This is a genomic window from Streptomyces dioscori (assembly GCF_003024195.1).
In the GTDB taxonomy this organism is placed as follows: Bacteria; Actinomycetota; Actinomycetes; order Streptomycetales; family Streptomycetaceae; genus Streptomyces; species Streptomyces dioscori.
The window spans coordinates 151,913-169,710 of record NZ_KZ679049.1 but is presented as its reverse complement, the minus strand read 5'-3'; the positions used below and the strand labels follow the sequence as shown (position 1 = coordinate 169,710).

Sequence of the window (17,798 nt, the reverse complement as noted above, 5' to 3'; positions counted from 1 at the left end):
TCAGGGGCGCGGGGAACTGCGCGATCGGCCCCCACCGGGCCGTACCCGGGGTGGAACGAGCGCCGCAGGCGCCATCGCGGGGGCGCAGCCGGTCTTTCAGGGGCGCGGGGAACTGCGCGATCGGCCCCCACCGGGCCGTACCCGGGGTGGAACGAGCGCCGCAGGCGCCATCGCGGGGGCGCAGCCCCGCTTTTCAGGGGCGCGGGGAACTGCGCGGCCAGCCCCCACCGGGCCCGCACCCGGAGACGGGCACGCGCCGCAGGCGCCGTCCGGGGGCGCTGCCGAGCAAGGCGCCCCCACCGGTACCGTGTGCCCCCGTGACCTCCACACTGATCTGGATCGTGGTCGCCCTCGCGGCGATCGGCCTCTACCTGAGCTGGACGGCGGGCCGTCTCGACCGCCTGCACGCACGCATCGACGCGGCCCGCGCAGCCCTGGACGCACAGCTCCTGCGCCGCGCCTCGGTCGCTCAGGAACTCGCCACCGCCGGAGTGCTCGATCCGGCCGCGTCGATGGTGCTCTACGAGGCCGCGCACGCCGCCCGGCAGGCCGAGGAGGACCACCGGGAGGTCGCCGAGAGCGATCTCAGCCAGGCACTGCGGGCCGTCTTCGGGGAGACCGAGCAGGTGGAGGCGGTCCAGGCGGCTCCGGGCGGCGAGGACGCGGCCCGCGAACTCGCCCAAGCGGTCCGCCGCGTACCGATGGCCAGACGCTTCCACAACGACGCCGTACGCGCGGCCCGCGCCCTGCGCCGCCACCGCACGGTGCGCTGGTTCCGGCTGGCCGGACACGCCCCGTTCCCGCTGGCCTTCGAAATGGACGACGAGCCGCCGACGGCCCTGGCGGACCGCCCGGGAACGTAGTCGGTCAGGCCCGCGCGGGTGCGTGGTCCGGCAGCGGGCGCGCTCCGGACGGGTGCGTGAATCCCGTACAAGCCCCTGACCTGCTGAAAAGGCACGCGGCAGCCGGAAAATGAGCCACCGCCTGTCCATTGGCCCTTGCTGTGGCCTGGTCCCCGGGCGTTTCCTCGGTGTTTGCAGAAGCCCTCTTTCACCGAGTGAGGTCAACCCGTGTCCAGCACGCTCTCCCACCCCGTCCAGCCCACCGACACCCCGGCCACCGGCACCGCGCGCGTGAAGCGCGGCATGGCCGAGCAGCTCAAGGGTGGCGTGATCATGGACGTCGTCACGCCCGAGCAGGCGAAGATCGCCGAGGACGCGGGCGCCGTTGCCGTCATGGCCCTGGAACGGGTCCCGGCCGACATCCGTAAGGACGGCGGCGTGGCACGCATGTCCGACCCGGACATGATCGAGGGCATCATCGAGGCCGTCTCGATCCCGGTGATGGCCAAGTCGCGTATCGGCCACTTCGTGGAGGCCCAGGTCCTGCAGTCCCTCGGCGTCGACTACATCGACGAGTCCGAGGTGCTCACCCCCGCCGACGAGGTCAACCACTCCGACAAGTGGGCCTACACGACCCCCTTCGTCTGTGGTGCCACCAACCTGGGCGAGGCCCTGCGCCGCATAGCCGAGGGCGCCGCCATGATCCGCTCCAAGGGCGAGGCCGGCACCGGCAACGTCGTCGAGGCCGTCCGCCACCTGCGTCAGATCAAGAACGAGATCGCCCGGCTGCGCGGCTACGACAACAACGAGCTGTACGCCGCCGCCAAGGAGCTGCGCGCCCCGTACGAGATCGTCAAGGAGGTCGCCGAACTGGGCAAGCTCCCGGTCGTGCTGTTCTCCGCGGGTGGCGTGGCCACTCCCGCCGACGCCGCCCTGATGCGCCAGCTCGGCGCCGAGGGTGTCTTCGTCGGCTCCGGCATCTTCAAGTCCGGCGACCCGGCCAAGCGCGCCGCGGCCATCGTGAAGGCCACCACCTTCTACGACGACCCGAAGATCATCGCGGACGCCTCCCGCAACCTGGGCGAGGCCATGGTCGGCATCAACTGCGACACCCTCCCCGAGTCCGAGCGTTACGCGAACCGCGGCTGGTAGACCGCCCTTCCGGACGACTCCAACCGTTCCGGACGGCAGCGTCGTCCGGACGGAAAACATCCTCTCCAGGGCACCCCTTCACACAAGGCAGGCACTCCGTAGATGAGCACCACCCCCGTCATAGGCGTCCTGGCCCTCCAGGGCGACGTTCGGGAGCACCTCATCGCCCTGGCCGCGGCGGACGCCGTGGCCAGGCCGGTGCGGCGCCCCGAGGAACTCGCCGAGGTGGACGGACTGATCGTCCCCGGCGGTGAGTCCACCACCATCTCCAAACTGGCCGTCCTCTTCGGCCTGATGGAGCCCCTCCGCGCGCGCGTGCGGGACGGCATGCCCGTCTACGGCAGCTGCGCCGGCATGATCATGCTCGCCGACAAGATCCTCGACCCGCGCTCGGGCCAGGAGACCATCGGCGGCATCGACATGATCGTGCGCCGCAACGCCTTCGGACGGCAGAACGAATCCTTCGAGGCGAAGGTCGACGTGCGGGGCATCGAGGGCGATGCTGTGGAGGGACTCTTCATCCGGGCCCCCTGGGTGGAGTCGGTGGGCGCGGAGGCCGAGGTGCTCGCCGAGCACGGCGGTCACATCGTCGCCGTACGCCAGGGCAACGCGCTCGCCACGTCGTTCCATCCGGAACTGACCGGCGACCACCGCGTGCACGCTCTCTTCGTCGACATGGTGCGCGCGACCCGGACACCGGCGTCCTAGTAGGATCTGGGGGTCCCCCAGGCTCTCGAAGCCTCGGGAGTTCGTACTGGTTGGGTTACGCGAAGGAGACAGGCAGATGTCCGGCCACTCTAAATGGGCCACGACGAAGCACAAGAAGGCCGTGATCGACGCCAAGCGCGGCAAGCTCTTCGCGAAGCTGATCAAGAACATCGAGGTCGCGGCGCGCATGGGCGGCGTGGACCTCGACGGCAATCCGACGCTTTACGACGCCGTGCAGAAGGCCAAGAAGTCCTCGGTCCCGAACAAGAACATCGACTCCGCGGTCAAGCGCGGCGGTGGTCTCGAAGCCGGTGGCGCCGACTACGAGACGATCATGTACGAGGGTTACGGCCCGAACGGTGTCGCGGTGCTCATCGAGTGCCTCACCGACAACCGCAACCGCGCCGCCTCGGACGTACGCGTCGCCATGACCCGCAACGGCGGCAACATGGCCGACCCGGGTTCCGTCTCGTACCTCTTCCACCGCAAGGGCGTCGTCATCGTCCCCAAGGGCGAGCTGTCCGAGGACGACGTCCTGGGTGCCGTGCTCGACGCGGGTGCCGAGGAGGTCAACGACCTCGGTGAGTCCTTCGAGGTGCTGTCCGAGGCCACCGACCTGGTCGCGGTGCGCACCGCGCTCCAGGAGGCCGGCATCGACTACGACTCCGCCGACGCCAACTTCGTCCCGACCATGCAGGTCGAGCTGGACGAGGAGGGCGCCCGGAAGATCTTCAAGCTCATCGACGCCCTTGAGGACAGCGACGACGTGCAGAACGTCTTCGCCAACTTCGACGTGAGCGACGAGGTCATGGAGAAGGTCGACGCGTAACACCGCAACGCGTGGAACCGGCTCAACGGGCCGACGGGACACACCCCGTCGGCCCGTCCCGTTGTCGGCCCGCCCCCTCGTCGGGCGTCGCTGTCGGGCGTTGTCGGTGGCACCCGATAACCTGCACGAATCGGGGGCAGCTCCCCGGTGGCGGCCGGGTGGGGCCGATCAGTCGAAGGAGGGGGCCAGGTGCGGGTACTGGGCGTTGACCCCGGATTGACCCGGTGCGGTGTCGGTGTCGTCGAGGGCGTGGCGGGCCGGCCGCTCACCATGATCGCCGTCGGAGTCGTCCGCACCCCCGCCGACGCGGAGTTGGGGCAGCGACTCGTCGCCATCGAGCAGGGCATCGAGCAGTGGCTCGACGACCACCGCCCCGAATACGTCGCCGTGGAGCGGGTGTTCAGCCAGCACAACGTCCGTACGGTGATGGGCACGGCCCAGGCCAGCGCGGTCGCGATGCTCTGTGCCGCCCGGCGCGGCATCCCCGTCGCCCTGCACACCCCCAGCGAGGTCAAGGCCGCCGTCACCGGCAACGGCCGCGCCGACAAGGCCCAGGTCGGCGCCATGGTCACCCGGCTGCTCCGGCTCGACGCGCCTCCCAAGCCCGCCGACGCCGCCGACGCCCTCGCCCTCGCCATCTGTCACATCTGGCGCGCCCCGGCCGTGAACCGCCTCCAGCAGGCACACGCCGCGCACCGCCGGGACCAGCTCTCCAGCCGGAAGGTCACCCGATGATCGCCTTCGTCAGCGGCAAGGTCGCCGCCCTCGCCCCCGACTCCGCGGTGGTCGAGGTGGGCGGTATCGGCATCGCCGTCCAGTGCACCCCCGACACCCTCTCCGGGCTGCGCATGGGCCAGGAGGCCCGGCTCGCCACCTCCCTGGTCGTCCGCGAGGACTCGCTCACGCTGTACGGCTTCGTGGACGACGACGAGCGCCAGACCTTCGTGCTGCTGCAGACCGCGAGCGGGGTGGGGCCGCGGCTGGCCCAGGCGATGCTCGCCGTGCACAGCCCGGACGCCCTGCGCCGCGCGGTGTCCACCGGGGACGAGAAGGCCCTCACCGCAGTCCCGGGCATCGGCAAGAAGGGGGCCCAGAAGCTGCTGCTCGAACTGAAGGACCGCCTCGGGGAGCCGCTCGGTACGGGGGGCGCGGCGATCGGGCGGCCCGTCGCCGCGGGGTGGCGGGAGCAGTTGCACGCCGCGCTGATCGGGCTGGGGTATGCGACCCGGGAGGCCGACGAGGCGGTTGCGGCGGTTGCGCCGCAGGCGGAGGCCTCCGGCGAGGCCCCGCAGGTCGGTCAGTTGTTGAAGGCCGCGCTCCAGAGCCTCAACCGGGCCCGCTGAGCCCCTGTCGGGGCCCGCTTGGGCCCCTGCCGGGGGGCGGCCGTCGTGAACCTGCGGGTGCGTCGTGGCTGGTCGCGCAGTTCCCCGCGCCCCTTACGGGGTGCGCCCTTGCGGGGCGCGCCCCCGTAGAGAGACTTTCACCCGTACGACCCGGAACCCCTACCTCGCGAGGCACGCCGAATGAACTGGGACGAGACGACCGACGACGGTAGTGGCGAGCGGCTCGTCGGTGCGGCCGGGGATCGTGAGGAGCAGGCCGTCGAGGCCGCCCTGCGGCCCAAGGACCTCGGTGAGTTCATCGGTCAGGAGAAGGTGCGCGAGCAGCTCGACCTCGTGCTGCGCGCCGCCCGCGCGCGGGGCGCCACCGCCGACCACGTGCTGCTCTCCGGAGCGCCCGGCCTGGGCAAGACCACCCTCTCGATGATCATCGCCGCCGAGATGGAAGCCCCGATCCGCATCACCAGCGGCCCCGCCATCCAGCACGCGGGCGACCTCGCGGCGATCCTCTCCTCCCTCCAGGAGGGCGAGGTCCTCTTCCTCGACGAGATCCACCGCATGTCGCGGCCCGCCGAGGAGATGCTCTACATGGCGATGGAGGACTTCCGCGTCGACGTCATCGTCGGCAAGGGCCCCGGCGCCACCGCCATCCCCCTCGAACTGCCGCCCTTCACGCTCGTCGGCGCCACCACGCGCGCGGGCCTGCTGCCGCCCCCGCTGCGCGACCGCTTCGGCTTCACCGCCCACATGGAGTTCTACGAGCCGGCCGAGCTGGAGCGGGTCATCCACCGCTCCGCACATCTGCTCGACGTGGAGATCGACACGGACGGGGCCGCCGAGATCGCCGGCCGCTCCCGTGGCACACCGCGTATCGCCAACCGCCTGCTGCGCCGGGTCCGTGACTACGCCCAGGTCAAGGCCGACGGTGTGATCGACCAGGACATCTCCAGGGCCGCCCTCGCGGTGTACGAGGTGGACAGCCGTGGCCTCGACCGCCTCGACCGGGGCGTCCTCGAAGCCCTGCTCAAGCTCTTCGGCGGCGGGCCCGTCGGCCTCTCCACGCTCGCCGTGGCCGTGGGGGAGGAGCGGGAGACCGTCGAAGAGGTGGCAGAGCCCTTCCTCGTCCGCGAGGGGCTGCTGGCCCGTACGCCCAGGGGCCGCGTCGCCACTCCGGCCGCGTGGGCCCACCTGGGCCTCACGCCACCCCGGTCGTCAACCGGTGGAAACGGACAAGGGGACCTGTTCGGGGCGTGACGGCGAGGGGGCTCGCGAGGTCAGGAACCCCGGTGCGATGCTGAGCGTTGTTCCTTGACGGCGGACTCGCTTAGACTCCGCCGATGCCGCCCTTGCCGACGGCGTACATACCCCCATCCAGCAGGCCGCTCACCATCGCGGTCGAATGAAGGAAGTTCCGTCCCGTGAGTCTCGTGACCCTCCTCCCGTTCATCGTGCTCATCGGGGCCATGTTCCTGATGACCCGGTCGGCCAAGAAGAAGCAGAATGCGGCTGCGCAGATGCGCAACGAGATGCAGCCCGGCACCGGTGTCCGCACGATCGGTGGCATGTACGCGACCGTCAAGGAGGTCAACGAGGAGACGGTCCTCCTTGACGCGGGCCCGGGCGTCGACCTGCTCTTCGCGAAGAACGCCATCGGCGCCGTCCTCGGCGACGACGAGTACAACCGCATCGTCCACGGCATCGAGCACGACCTGAAGTCCGACGAGTCGGTCGTGCCGGACGACGCCTCCTCCCTCACCGAGACGGACGAGTCCGCCGACGTCTCCGACGACAAGCACATCGACCTCGGCAAGAAGGACGCGGCCGTCGAGCCCGTCACCGAGCCGACCGTCGAGCCCGTCGTGGAGCCCGCCGACGAGTCCGCCGTCGCGGAGCCGAAGAAGACCGACGCCGCAGACCTGAAGAAGTCCGACGGCGAGTCCGACACGAAGTAGCCACGACCGGGGACCGCGAAGTGCGCCGCTCGCGCGCCGCGGTCCCCGGACGTCCGGCTTCGCGCGGAACCTCCACACCATTTGATGCCCGTCCGCGAAGGTACCGAGAGACCGGGCGGACGAAGAGGGAGAACAAGAAGGTGGCAGCACCCAAGAAGGGCCGACAGGGCACCCAGGGCAGGCCGGGACGCACCTTGGCCCTGATCCTGATCGCCATCGTGGCGCTCACCGGCGGCATGTTCGCCTCCGGGCACACGACACCGCGACTGGGCATCGACCTCGCCGGCGGTACGAGCATCACGCTCCAGGCGAAGAACGAGCCCGGTCAGAAGAACGCGATCAACAAGACCAACATGGACACCGCGGTCGACATCATGAACCGCCGTGTCAACGGTCTGGGCGTCAGCGAAGCGGAGGTGCAGACCCAGGGCGACAGCAACATCATCGTCAACATCCCCAAGGGTACGAACTCCGAGCAGGCCCGGGAGCAGGTCGGCACCACCGCCAAGCTCTACTTCCGTCCCGTGCTGGTCACCGAGGTCACCGGCGCCGACGCCGCGACCCCGTCCCCGAGCGCGTCCGGCAGCTCCTCCGCGAGCCCTTCCGCCTCGGCGAAGGAGAGCGAGAAGGCCACCTCGTCCTCGTCTCCCTCCGCCTCCGCCACCTCGCAGGGCCGGGCGGTCACCGACGCGCTGAAGGCCGACCCCACTCCCTCGGGGAGCAGCACGGGCAGCGAGTCCGCCGCTGCCAGCCCCTCGGCGTCCGCGAGCACCGACCCGGCGACCGCGAAGCTCCAGGCGGAGTACACCAAGCTGGACTGCAGCAAGAGGACGGTCCGCGCCAAGGCCGGTGACGGCGTCAAGGCCGGCGACCCGACCGTGGCCTGCGGACAGAACTCGCAGGGCCAGTGGCAGAAGTACATCCTCGGCCCGGCCGAGGTCGAGGGCACGGACGTCGACAAGGCCTCGGCCGTGTTCGACACCCAGGGTGCCGCGGGCTGGAAAGTCACCATGGACTTCACCAGCAAGGGCGGCAAGAAGTTCGCGAGCATCACGGGCAAGCTGGCGCAGAACCAGTCCCCGCAGAACCAGTTCGCCATCGTCCTCGACGGTGAGGTCGTCTCCGACCCGTACGTCAGCCAGGCGCTGACCGGCGGTACCGCGGAGATCTCCGGAAGCTTCGACCAGCAGGAGGCCGAGGACCTCTCCAACATGCTGTCGTACGGCGCGCTGCCGCTCACCTTCACCGAGGCGAGCGTCACCACCGTCACCGCCGCGCTCGGCGGCGAGCAGCTGGAGGCCGGTCTGATCGCCGGCGCCATCGGCCTCGCCCTGGTCATCATCTACCTGGTGGTCTACTACCGCGGCCTGTCGCTGATCGCCATCGCCTCGCTGCTGGTCTCCGCGATCATGACCTACGTGATCATGGCGCTGCTCGGCCCGACCATCGGCTTCGCGCTGAACCTGCCCGCGGTCTGCGGAGCCATCGTGGCCATCGGGATCACGGCGGACTCGTTCATCGTGTTCTTCGAACGCATCCGTGACGAGATCCGCGAAGGCCGCAGGATGCGCCCCGCGGTCGAGCGTGCCTGGCCGCGCGCCCGGCGCACCATCCTGGTCTCCGACTTCGTGTCGTTCCTCGCCGCCGCCGTGCTCTTCATCGTCACCGTCGGCAAGGTCCAGGGCTTCGCCTTCACCCTGGGGCTGACCACGCTGCTCGACGTGGTGGTCGTCTTCTTCTTCACGAAGCCGCTGATGACGCTGCTGGCCCGCAGGAAGTTCTTCGCGGAGGGCCACAGCTGGTCCGGCCTCGACCCGAAGCGACTGGGCGTGCAGCCGCCGCTGCGCCGCACCCGTCGTGCGTCCGCCCCCGTCGACACGAAGGAGGCGTGAGATGTCGAAACTCGGCACCCTCGGCGCCCGGCTCCACCGCGGCGAGATCGGCTACGACTTCGTCGGCAAGCGCAAGATCTGGTACGGCGTCTCGATCCTGATCACCATCACGGCGATCCTGGGCCTCGCGGTGCGCGGTCTGAACATGGGCATCGAGTTCCAGGGCGGCGCCGTCTTCACCACCGAGCGCACCAGCATCTCGGTGAGCCAGGCCGAGACGTACGCGGAAGAGGCCTCGGGCCACGACGCGATCGTCCAGAAGCTCGGCAACGGCGGACTGCGCATCCAGGTCGCCGGCGTCGACACCAGCAAGTCCGACCAGATCAAGCAGCAGCTCGCCAAGGACCTGAAGGTCGACTCGGAGAAGATCGCCGCCGACCTGGTCGGCCCCAGCTGGGGTGATCAGGTCGCCAACAAGGCCTGGCAGGGCCTGGCGATCTTCATGGTCCTCGTGGTGATCTATCTGGCGATCGCCTTCGAGTGGCGGATGGCCGCGGCAGCCCTCGTGGCGCTCATCCACGACATCACCATCACGGTCGGTGTCTACGCGCTCGTCGGCTTCGAAGTCACGCCAGGAACCGTGATCGGCCTGCTCACGATCCTCGGTTACTCGCTGTACGACACGGTGGTCGTCTTCGACAGCCTCAAGGAACAGACGAAGGACATCACCAAACAGACCCGCTACACCTACAGCGAGATCGCCGACCGGTCGATCAACGGCACCCTGGTGCGTTCCATCAACACCACGGTCGTCGCGCTGCTCCCGGTGGCGGGCCTGCTGTTCATCGGTGGCGGTGTCCTCGGCGCGGGCATGCTCAACGACATCTCGCTGTCGCTGTTCGTCGGCCTCGCCGCCGGCGCGTACTCCTCGATCTTCATCGCCACGCCGCTCGTCGCCGACTTCAAGGAGCGCGAGCCGCAGATAAAGGCACTGAGGAAGCGCATCCTGGCCAAGCGGGCCGCCGCCGCGGCGAAGGGCGAGTCCCTGGAGGCCCCGGTCGTCGAGCGCTCGTACGACGACGAGGAGCCGGACGACGAGGACGCGACCCCCGCGGTCGTCGGACCCCGTGCCCAGCGCGCCCAGCCGTCCTCCCGGGGCAGGGGCCGCGGCCGTCCCTCGGGCAAGCGCCGATGACCGGACTCGCGGACACCACGGCGCTGCTGCTCAGCCGCATCCGTGACGTGGCGGACTACCCGGCGCCGGGCGTGGTGTTCAAGGACATCACCCCGCTCCTGGCGGATCCCGCGGCGTTCACGGCGCTCACCGAGGCGCTGGCCGAGATCAGTGTCCGCAACGGCGCCACGAAGATCGTCGGTCTGGAGGCCCGCGGCTTCATCCTGGGCGCCCCCGTCGCGGTCCGCGCCGGACTCGGCTTCATCCCCGTACGCAAGGCCGGCAAGCTCCCCGGAGCGACCCTCAGCCAGTCGTACGACCTGGAGTACGGCTCCGCCGAGATCGAGGTGCACGCCGAGGACCTCACGCCGGGCGACCGCGTCATGGTCGTCGACGACGTCCTCGCCACCGGCGGCACCGCCGAGGCCTCGCTCCAGCTGATCCGCAGGGCGGGCGCCGAGGTCGCCGGGGTCGCCGTCCTCATGGAGCTGGGCTTCCTCGGCGGCCGTGCCCGTCTGGAGCCCGCTCTGGACGGCGTCCCGCTGGAGGCACTGCTCACGGTCTGAGCGACCGGACGGCCGGCCGCCGGGCAACCGGCCGGCCACCTGTCCGACACCGCTCAGAACCCCGCAGGACACCGCGCAGGCGGGTCCCGGAGGAATCCGGGACCCGCCTCTCGTGTTTCTCCTGTGCAAGGCCGTCCCACCGGCCGAAGGCGAGACCCGGGCCCAGGATCGCTACCATGGGGTTTCCGGAGCCTGACCGGGGACCCGGATCGCGCACGAGGAGCCCTCTTGCCAGACGAGGCCCAGCCACTCGCCCCCAGGGCCGACAGCCCGGGTGTACCCACCGCCGCTAAGCCCGACCAGGCCGCGGCGCCCGCAGGCACGCCCGCGGCGCAGGCGCCCGCACCCGCGAAGAACGGGTCGGCCGCGCCGGCCGAGGCGGCCGACCAGCCACGCCCCGAGCCGACGACGGCCACCGAGCGTCCGGCCTCCACGCCCGCGGCCCGCCCCGCGTCCGCCGCCCGGCCCGCCTCCGGTCAGCCCGCGCGCTCCGGCGGCGGTTCCTCCAACCGCGTACGGGCCCGGCTCGCCCGTCTCGGCGTCCAGCGCTCGAACCCGTACAACCCGGTTCTGGAGCCGCTGCTGCGGATAGTGCGCAGCAACGACCCGAAGATCGAGACGGCCACGCTGCGCCAGGTCGAGCGCGCCTACCAGGTCGCCGAGCGCTGGCACCGCGGCCAGAAGCGCAAGAGCGGCGACCCGTACATCACGCACCCGCTCGCGGTCACCACGATCCTCGCCGAGCTGGGCATGGACCCGGCGACGCTGATGGCGGGACTCCTGCACGACACGGTCGAGGACACCGAGTACGGGCTCGACACCCTCCGCAAGGACTTCGGCGACCAGGTCGCCCTGCTCGTCGACGGCGTCACCAAGCTCGACAAGGTCAAGTTCGGCGAGGCCGCCCAGGCCGAGACCGTCCGCAAGATGGTCGTCGCCATGGCCAAGGACCCGCGCGTCCTGGTCATCAAGCTCGCCGACCGCCTGCACAACATGCGCACCATGCGGTACCTCAAGCGCGAGAAGCAGGAGAAGAAGGCGCGCGAGACCCTGGAGATCTACGCGCCGCTCGCCCACCGCCTGGGCATGAACACCATCAAGTGGGAGCTGGAGGACCTCGCCTTCGCGATCCTCTACCCCAAGATGTACGACGAGATCGTGCGCCTGGTCGCCGAGCGCGCCCCCAAGCGCGACGAATACCTCGCCATAGTGACCGACGAGGTCCAGTCCGATCTGCGCGCGGCCCGCATCAAGGCGACCGTCACCGGCCGCCCGAAGCACTACTACAGCGTCTACCAGAAGATGATCGTCCGCGGCCGTGACTTCGCGGAGATCTACGACCTGGTGGGCATCCGCGTCCTCGTCGACACGGTCCGCGACTGCTACGCGGCACTGGGCACCGTCCACGCCCGCTGGAACCCGGTTCCGGGGCGGTTCAAGGACTACATCGCGATGCCCAAGTTCAACATGTACCAGTCGCTGCACACGACGGTCATCGGGCCCAACGGCAAGCCGGTCGAACTCCAGATCCGTACGTTCGACATGCACCGCCGCGCCGAGTACGGCATCGCCGCCCACTGGAAGTACAAGCAGGAGGCCGTCGCCGGCGCCTCCAAGGTGCGCTCCGACCAGCCGCGGACCACCGGCAAGGACGACCACCTCAACGACATGGCGTGGCTGCGCCAGCTCCTCGACTGGCAGAAGGAGACCGAGGACCCGGGCGAGTTCCTGGAGTCCCTGCGCTTCGACCTGTCGCGCAACGAGGTCTTCGTCTTCACGCCGAAGGGCGACGTGATAGCGCTGCCGGCCGGCGCCACGCCCGTGGACTTCTCCTACGCGGTGCACACGGAGGTGGGCCACCGCACGATAGGAGCACGCGTCAACGGCCGCCTCGTACCGCTGGAGTCGACCCTCGACAACGGCGATCTGGTGGAGGTCTTCACCTCCAAGGCGTCCGGCGCCGGACCGTCGCGGGACTGGCTCGGTTTCGTCAAGTCGCCCCGCGCCCGCAACAAGATCCGCGCCTGGTTCTCCAAGGAGCGCCGCGACGAGGCGATCGAGCAGGGCAAGGACGCCATCGCGCGGGCCATGCGCAAGCAGAACCTGCCGATCCAGCGCATCCTCACCGGCGACTCGCTGGTCACGCTCGCGCACGAGATGCGCTACCCCGACATCTCGTCCCTGTACGCGGCCATCGGCGAAGGCCATGTGGCCGCGCAGGGCGTCGTGCAGAAGCTCGTGCAGGCGCTCGGCGGCGAGGAGGCCGCCACCGAGGAGATCGACGAGAGCGTCCCGCCCGCCCGCGGCCGGGGCCGCAAGCGCCGCTCGAACGCCGACCCGGGTGTCGTCGTCAAGGGCGTCGACGACGTGTGGGTCAAACTGGCCCGCTGTTGTACGCCCGTTCCCGGCGACCCGATCATGGGCTTCGTGACACGCGGCAGCGGGGTGTCGGTCCACCGCACGGACTGCGTCAACGTCGACTCCCTGTCCCGCGAGCCCGAGCGGATCCTCGAAGTCGAGTGGGCGCCCACCCAGTCCTCGGTCTTCCTGGTCGCCATCCAGGTGGAGGCCCTGGACCGCTCACGGCTCCTCTCGGACGTCACGAGGGTCCTGTCCGACCAGCACGTCAACATCCTCTCCGCGGCCGTCCAGACGTCCCGCGACCGGGTGGCCACCTCCCGCTTCACCTTCGAGATGGGCGACCCCAAACACCTGGGCCACGTCCTGAAGGCGGTCAGGGGAGTGGAGGGCGTGTACGACGTCTACCGCGTGACATCGGCCCGCCGCCCGTCGGAGGCCTAGCGGCAGGACACGAAGGAGGGGCTCCCGTACGGTTTCGTACGGGAGCCCCTCCTGTATTGCCGTATTGCGAAGGGGGCGCAGCCCTCCTTCGAGGGGCGCGGGGAACTGCGCGGCCGGCCACGACGCACCCGCAGACAACGATCCAGCCGTCCAGCGGAGCGCCCTGGCTGGGGCTACCCCCCGAACTCGTGCAGCCCCTTGAGCGCCTGCTCAAGCAGCGCCTGCCGACCGTCAAGCTCTCGCTGAAGCTTGTCGGCCTTCGCCCCGTTACCCGCGGAGCGAGCCGTCTCGATCTGCCCCTGGAGCTTGTCCACAGCAGCCTGCAGCTGCCCGGTCAGACCCTCCGCACGCGCGCGTGCCTCCGGGTTCGTCCGGCGCCACTCGGTCTCCTCGGACTCCTGCAGCGCCCGCTCCACCGCGTGCATCCGCCCCTCGACCTTCGGCCGGGCGTCCCGCGGCACATGGCCGATGGCCTCCCAGCGCTCGTTGATCGAGCGGAAGGCGGCCCTGGCCGCCTTCAGATCCTGCACCGGGACGAGCTTCTCGGCCTCCTCGGCCAGCTCCTCCTTGAGCTTCAGGTTCTCCGTCTGCTCCGCGTCCCGCTCGGCGAAGACCGAGCTGCGGGCCGCGAAGAACACGTCCTGGGCGCCGCGGAAGCGGTTCCACAGGTCGTCCTCGTGCTCGCGCTGGGCGCGGCCCGCGGCCTTCCAGTCCGCCATCAGCTCGCGGTAACGGGCCGCCGTCGGACCCCAGTCGGACGAGGCCGAGAGCGACTCGGCCTCCGCGACCAGCTTCTCCTTGGTCTTGCGGGCCTCCTCGCGCTGCGCGTCCAGCGACGCGAAGTGCGCCTTGCGCCGCTTGGAGAACGCCGAGCGCGCGTGGGAGAAGCGGTGCCACAGCTCGTCGTCGGACTTCCGGTCGAGCCTCGGCAGGCCCTTCCAGGTGTCCACGAGCGCCCGCAGCCGCTCTCCTGCGGCCCGCCACTGGTCGGACTGGGCCAGTTCCTCCGCCTCGACGACCAGCGCCTCCTTGGAGTGCCTGGCCTCGTCGGACTGCTTCGCCCGCTGCGCCTTGCGCTCCTCACGACGGGCGTCGACCGTCTCGACGAGCTTGTCCAGCCGGACCTTCAGCGCGTCCAGATCCCCTACCGCGTGGTGGGCGTCCACCTGTTCGCGGATGTGGGAGATGGCGACCTGGGCGTCCTTCGAGGACAGGTCGGTGGTCTTCACCCGTCGTTCGAGGAGGCCGATCTCCACGACCAGTCCCTCGTACTTGCGCTCGAAGTAGGCCAGTGCCTCGTCGGGAGTACCGGCCTGCCAGGAACCGACGACCTGCTCGCCGTCGGTGGTACGCACGTACACGGTGCCCGTCTCGTCGACGCGGCCCCACGGGTCGCTGCTCACAGCGCCTCCTCCACATGATGCCTGCGTGGGGCTGCTTTGCCCCCGGGCATCGTCCACAGTTTCGTCACGGCCAACATAGGCGACCGGCGGGGCGGCTGTCCGCATCCCGCGCGACCGAAATTTCGCTGCCTGCGGTCAGGATTTCGTCACGGTCGCCTTGTCGATCACGACGGTCGCGTTGGGGGTGCCGTCGCCCTGGCCAGTGCTCTCGCCGGCGGCCGCGATCTTCTTCAGCACCTTCATGCCCGATTCGGAAATCGTGCCGAACGGTGTGTAGTTGGCCGGCAACTGACTGTCCTGGTAGACGAGGAAGAACTGGCTGCCGCCACTGTCGCGGCCTTCCTTCGTCTGCGCGTTGTACTGGTTGGCCATCGCCACCGTGCCCGCCGGGTACACATCGCCCTTGAGGCGCTTGTCCTTGAGGTTCTCGTCGGGGATGGTGTAGCCGGGGCCGCCCATGCCGGTGCCCTGCGGGTCGCCGCACTGGAGCACGTAGATGCCGTTCGTCGTCAGACGGTGGCACTTGGTGTGGTCCAGGTAGCCCTTGCCCACCAGGAAGCTGAACGAGTTCACGGTGTGCGGGGCCTTCGAGGCCGGCATGTCGATGTCTATCGCGCCGCAGGTCGTCTGCAGCTTCATCGTGTAGTCCGCCGACTTGTCGATGGTGACCGCCGGCTCCTTCTTGTAGGTCAGCGACTTCACCTTGCCCGCCGCGGCCTTGTCACAGGGGTCCGGAGCCTTGCTGGGGGAGGCGCTCGGGGTGGCCTCCGCGGCGGCGTTCGACTTGTCGTCGTCGTCCTTCTTGAAGACCCCGGTCGCGTACGACACCACGCTGCCGACGACGATGACGCCGAGGACCGACGCGATCACCGCGTTGCGAGCGTGGGCCTTGCGCCGAGCGGACGTACGCCGCTGCTGTTGCCGCAAGAACTTCTCCCGGGCGAGCTGACGCCGCCGCTGTTCCTGGGTGACCACCGGGTTATCTCCTCATGCGTCTCGTACGTCAGGTGGGACGCGTGGGTCTCGTGAGCCGACCGCCTGCGTGTGCCCCGTACCGTATATGGGTTCGCTGTGGTTCCGGCAGCGCCGGTAGGCTCTGAACCGCAGCGAAGCCATTCCCCGTACGACATACCGACGCGCCGTATCGACGCCATACCGAAGGACGAACGTGCTCATTGCCGGGTTCCCCGCCGGGGCCTGGGGCACCAACTGTTATCTGGTCGCCCCCGCCGCAGGCGAGGAGTGCGTGATCATCGACCCGGGCCACCAGGCCGCCCAGGGAGTCGAGGAAGCGCTCGCCAAGCATCGGCTCAAGCCCGTCGCCGTCGTCCTCACGCACGGCCACATCGACCATGTGGCCTCGGTGGTCCCGGTGTGCGGCGCGCACGACGTGCCCGCCTGGATCCACCCCGAGGACCGGTACATGATGAGCGACCCGGAGCGGGCGCTCGGCCGCTCGATCGGCATGCCGCTGATGGGCGAGCTGACGGTCGGCGAACCGGACGACGTGCGGGAACTGACGGACGGCGCCGCGCTGAAGCTCGCCGGCCTCGACTTCTCGGTCGCGCACGCGCCCGGCCATACGAAGGGGTCGGTGACGTTCCGGATGCCCGAGAACACGGAGATCCCTTCCGTGTTCTTCTCCGGGGATCTGCTCTTCGCCGGCTCCATCGGACGCACCGACCTGCCCGGCGGCGACATGGACGAGATGCTCGGCTCGCTGGCACGCGTGTGTCTGCCGCTCGACGACTCGACCGTGGTGCTGTCCGGCCACGGCGCCCAGACGACCATCGGCCAGGAGCGCGCCACCAACCCGTACCTGCGGCAGGTGGCGGCGCCCGGCCCCGGAGCGGACCCGACCTCCGCTCCTCGACGAGGAATGTGACGAGAGACTTCCCGTGAGCACCTTCAGGGCCCCCAAGGGCACGTACGACCTCATCCCGCCGGACAGCGCGAAGTACCTCGCCGTGCGCGAGGCCATCGCCGCTCCGCTGCGCAACTCCGGTTACGGCTACATCGAGACGCCCGGATTCGAGAGCGTCGAGCTGTTCGCACGCGGGGTCGGTGAGTCCACCGACATCGTGACCAAGGAGATGTACGCCTTCGAGACCAAGGGCGGCGACCAGCTGGCGCTGCGCCCCGAGGGCACGGCGTCCGTGCTGCGGGCCGCCCTGGAGGCCAACCTCCACAAGCTCGGCAATCTGCCGGTCAAGCTCTGGTACTCGGGCTCCTACTACCGCTACGAGCGGCCGCAGAAGGGTCGGTACAGGCACTTCTCCCAGGTCGGCGCGGAAGCCATCGGGGCGGAGGACCCGGCGCTCGACGCCGAGTTGATCATCCTGGCCGATCAGGCGTACCGCTCGCTCGGACTGCGCGAGTTCCGGATCCTGCTCAACTCGCTCGGCGACAAGGAGTGCCGGCCCGTCTACCGCGCCGCGCTCCAGGACTTCCTGCGGGGCCTCGACCTCGACGAGGAGACCCTGCGCCGCGCCGACATCAACCCGCTGCGCGTCCTCGACGACAAGCGGGACGACGTCCAGAAGCAACTGGTGGGCGCCCCGCTCCTGCGGGACTACCTCTGCGACGCGTGCAAGGCGTACCACGAGGAGGTGCGCGAGCTGATCACGGCGGCGGGCGTCTCCTACGAGGACGACCCGAAGCTCGTCCGGGGCCTCGACTACTACACGCGGACGACCTTCGAGTTCGTGCACGACGGGCTCGGCTCGCAGTCCGCGGTGGGGGGTGGCGGGCGCTACGACGGCCTCTCCGAGATGATCGGGGGGCCCGCGCTGCCGTCCGTGGGGTGGGCGCTCGGCGTCGACCGTACGGTCCTCGCGCTTGAGGCCGAGGGTGTCTCGCTCCAGCTTCCCTCCGCCACGAGCGTGTTCGCGGTGCCGCTCGGGGAGGAGGCGCGGCGGGTGCTGTTCGGTGTGGTGACGGAGCTGCGGCGCAACGGTGTCGCGGCGGACTTCTCTTACGGGGGCAAGGGTCTGAAGGGCGCCATGAAGAACGCGAACCGGAGCGGGGCGCGCTACACGGTTGTCGCCGGTGAGCGGGACCTCGCCGAGGGGGTCGTGCAGCTGAAGGACATGGAGTCGGGGGAGCAGGTGCCGGTGGGCGTGAACGAGATCGTGGCGGAGCTTGAGTCCCGCCTGAGCTAGGGCTCTTCTCGCCCCCGCCGCCCCTACCCTCCCCCAG

The 17,798-nt window shown here is 70.0% G+C and carries 16 protein-coding genes; 14 read left to right on the top strand and 2 right to left on the bottom strand.

Annotated features, from left to right (window positions below; all coding sequences use genetic code 11):
- The first annotated feature begins 317 nt into the window (after positions 1-317).
- From C6Y14_RS28435 to C6Y14_RS28380, 12 genes are all read left to right on the top strand, one after another.
- Positions 318-863, top strand: a complete 546-nt coding sequence (locus C6Y14_RS28435; RefSeq protein ID WP_107019705.1) for a hypothetical protein — start codon at positions 318-320, stop codon at positions 861-863.
- A 207-nt stretch (positions 864-1,070) separates the two neighbouring features.
- A complete protein-coding gene (gene pdxS / locus C6Y14_RS28430; RefSeq protein ID WP_107019704.1) occupies positions 1,071-1,994 on the top strand; it encodes a pyridoxal 5'-phosphate synthase lyase subunit PdxS in 924 nt (307 codons plus the stop codon).
- Between the two features lie 102 nt (positions 1,995-2,096).
- On the top strand, positions 2,097-2,702 hold the full coding sequence (gene pdxT, locus C6Y14_RS28425; protein WP_107019703.1) for a pyridoxal 5'-phosphate synthase glutaminase subunit PdxT: 606 nt from the start codon (positions 2,097-2,099) through the stop codon (positions 2,700-2,702).
- A 76-nt stretch (positions 2,703-2,778) separates the two neighbouring features.
- Entirely contained in the window at positions 2,779-3,531 is a 753-nt protein-coding gene (locus C6Y14_RS28420) for a YebC/PmpR family DNA-binding transcriptional regulator (RefSeq protein WP_107019702.1), read from the top strand.
- Between the two features lie 189 nt (positions 3,532-3,720).
- On the top strand, positions 3,721-4,266 hold the full coding sequence (ruvC, locus tag C6Y14_RS28415) for a crossover junction endodeoxyribonuclease RuvC (protein ID WP_107019701.1): 546 nt from the start codon (positions 3,721-3,723) through the stop codon (positions 4,264-4,266).
- Positions 4,263-4,874 (top strand): Holliday junction branch migration protein RuvA, encoded by a 612-nt coding sequence (gene ruvA / locus C6Y14_RS28410; protein WP_107019700.1) that lies wholly within the window; start codon positions 4,263-4,265, stop codon positions 4,872-4,874. Before ruvC ends, ruvA begins: the two co-directional genes overlap by 4 nt.
- 180 nt (positions 4,875-5,054) lie before the next feature.
- Complete coding sequence (gene ruvB / locus C6Y14_RS28405; protein WP_107019699.1) at positions 5,055-6,125, top strand: Holliday junction branch migration DNA helicase RuvB; 1,071 nt, start codon at positions 5,055-5,057, stop codon at positions 6,123-6,125.
- 164 nt (positions 6,126-6,289) lie between these two features.
- Positions 6,290-6,823: a preprotein translocase subunit YajC gene (gene yajC / locus C6Y14_RS28400; protein WP_107019698.1), complete on the top strand. Its 534-nt coding sequence runs from the start codon at positions 6,290-6,292 to the stop codon at positions 6,821-6,823.
- Between the two features lie 140 nt (positions 6,824-6,963).
- Positions 6,964-8,715, top strand: coding sequence for a protein translocase subunit SecD (gene secD, locus C6Y14_RS28395; protein WP_107019697.1), 1,752 nt, complete (start codon positions 6,964-6,966; stop codon positions 8,713-8,715).
- Between the two features lies 1 nt (position 8,716).
- A complete protein-coding gene (gene secF, locus C6Y14_RS28390) occupies positions 8,717-9,850 on the top strand; it encodes a protein translocase subunit SecF (protein ID WP_107019696.1) in 1,134 nt (377 codons plus the stop codon).
- Positions 9,847-10,395 carry an adenine phosphoribosyltransferase gene (locus tag C6Y14_RS28385; protein WP_107019695.1) on the top strand — a complete coding sequence of 183 codons (549 nt, stop codon included), beginning with the start codon at positions 9,847-9,849 and terminating at the stop codon, positions 10,393-10,395. The genes secF and C6Y14_RS28385 overlap by 4 nt, the downstream gene beginning before the upstream one ends.
- A gap of 228 nt (positions 10,396-10,623) precedes the next feature.
- On the top strand, positions 10,624-13,197 hold the full coding sequence (locus C6Y14_RS28380) for a RelA/SpoT family protein (protein WP_107019694.1): 2,574 nt from the start codon (positions 10,624-10,626) through the stop codon (positions 13,195-13,197).
- Between the two features lie 173 nt (positions 13,198-13,370).
- Here C6Y14_RS28380 and C6Y14_RS28375 read toward each other — a convergent pair whose 3' ends face one another.
- Positions 13,371-14,600: a DUF349 domain-containing protein gene (locus C6Y14_RS28375; RefSeq protein ID WP_107019693.1), complete on the bottom strand. Its 1,230-nt coding sequence runs from the start codon at positions 14,598-14,600 to the stop codon at positions 13,371-13,373.
- Positions 14,601-14,735: 135 nt separating this feature from the next.
- Complete coding sequence (locus tag C6Y14_RS28370; protein ID WP_107019692.1) at positions 14,736-15,575, bottom strand: peptidylprolyl isomerase; 840 nt, start codon at positions 15,573-15,575, stop codon at positions 14,736-14,738.
- Positions 15,576-15,768: 193 nt separating this feature from the next.
- On the opposite strand from C6Y14_RS28370, the gene C6Y14_RS28365 reads away from it, so the two are divergent.
- Together C6Y14_RS28365 and hisS are read left to right on the top strand one after the other, a co-directional pair.
- Positions 15,769-16,485, top strand: a complete 717-nt coding sequence (locus tag C6Y14_RS28365) for an MBL fold metallo-hydrolase (RefSeq protein WP_107019691.1) — start codon at positions 15,769-15,771, stop codon at positions 16,483-16,485.
- A gap of 13 nt (positions 16,486-16,498) precedes the next feature.
- Positions 16,499-17,761 carry a histidine--tRNA ligase gene (gene hisS, locus C6Y14_RS28360; RefSeq protein WP_107019690.1) on the top strand — a complete coding sequence of 421 codons (1,263 nt, stop codon included), beginning with the start codon at positions 16,499-16,501 and terminating at the stop codon, positions 17,759-17,761.
- The last annotated feature ends 37 nt before the right edge of the window (positions 17,762-17,798 follow it).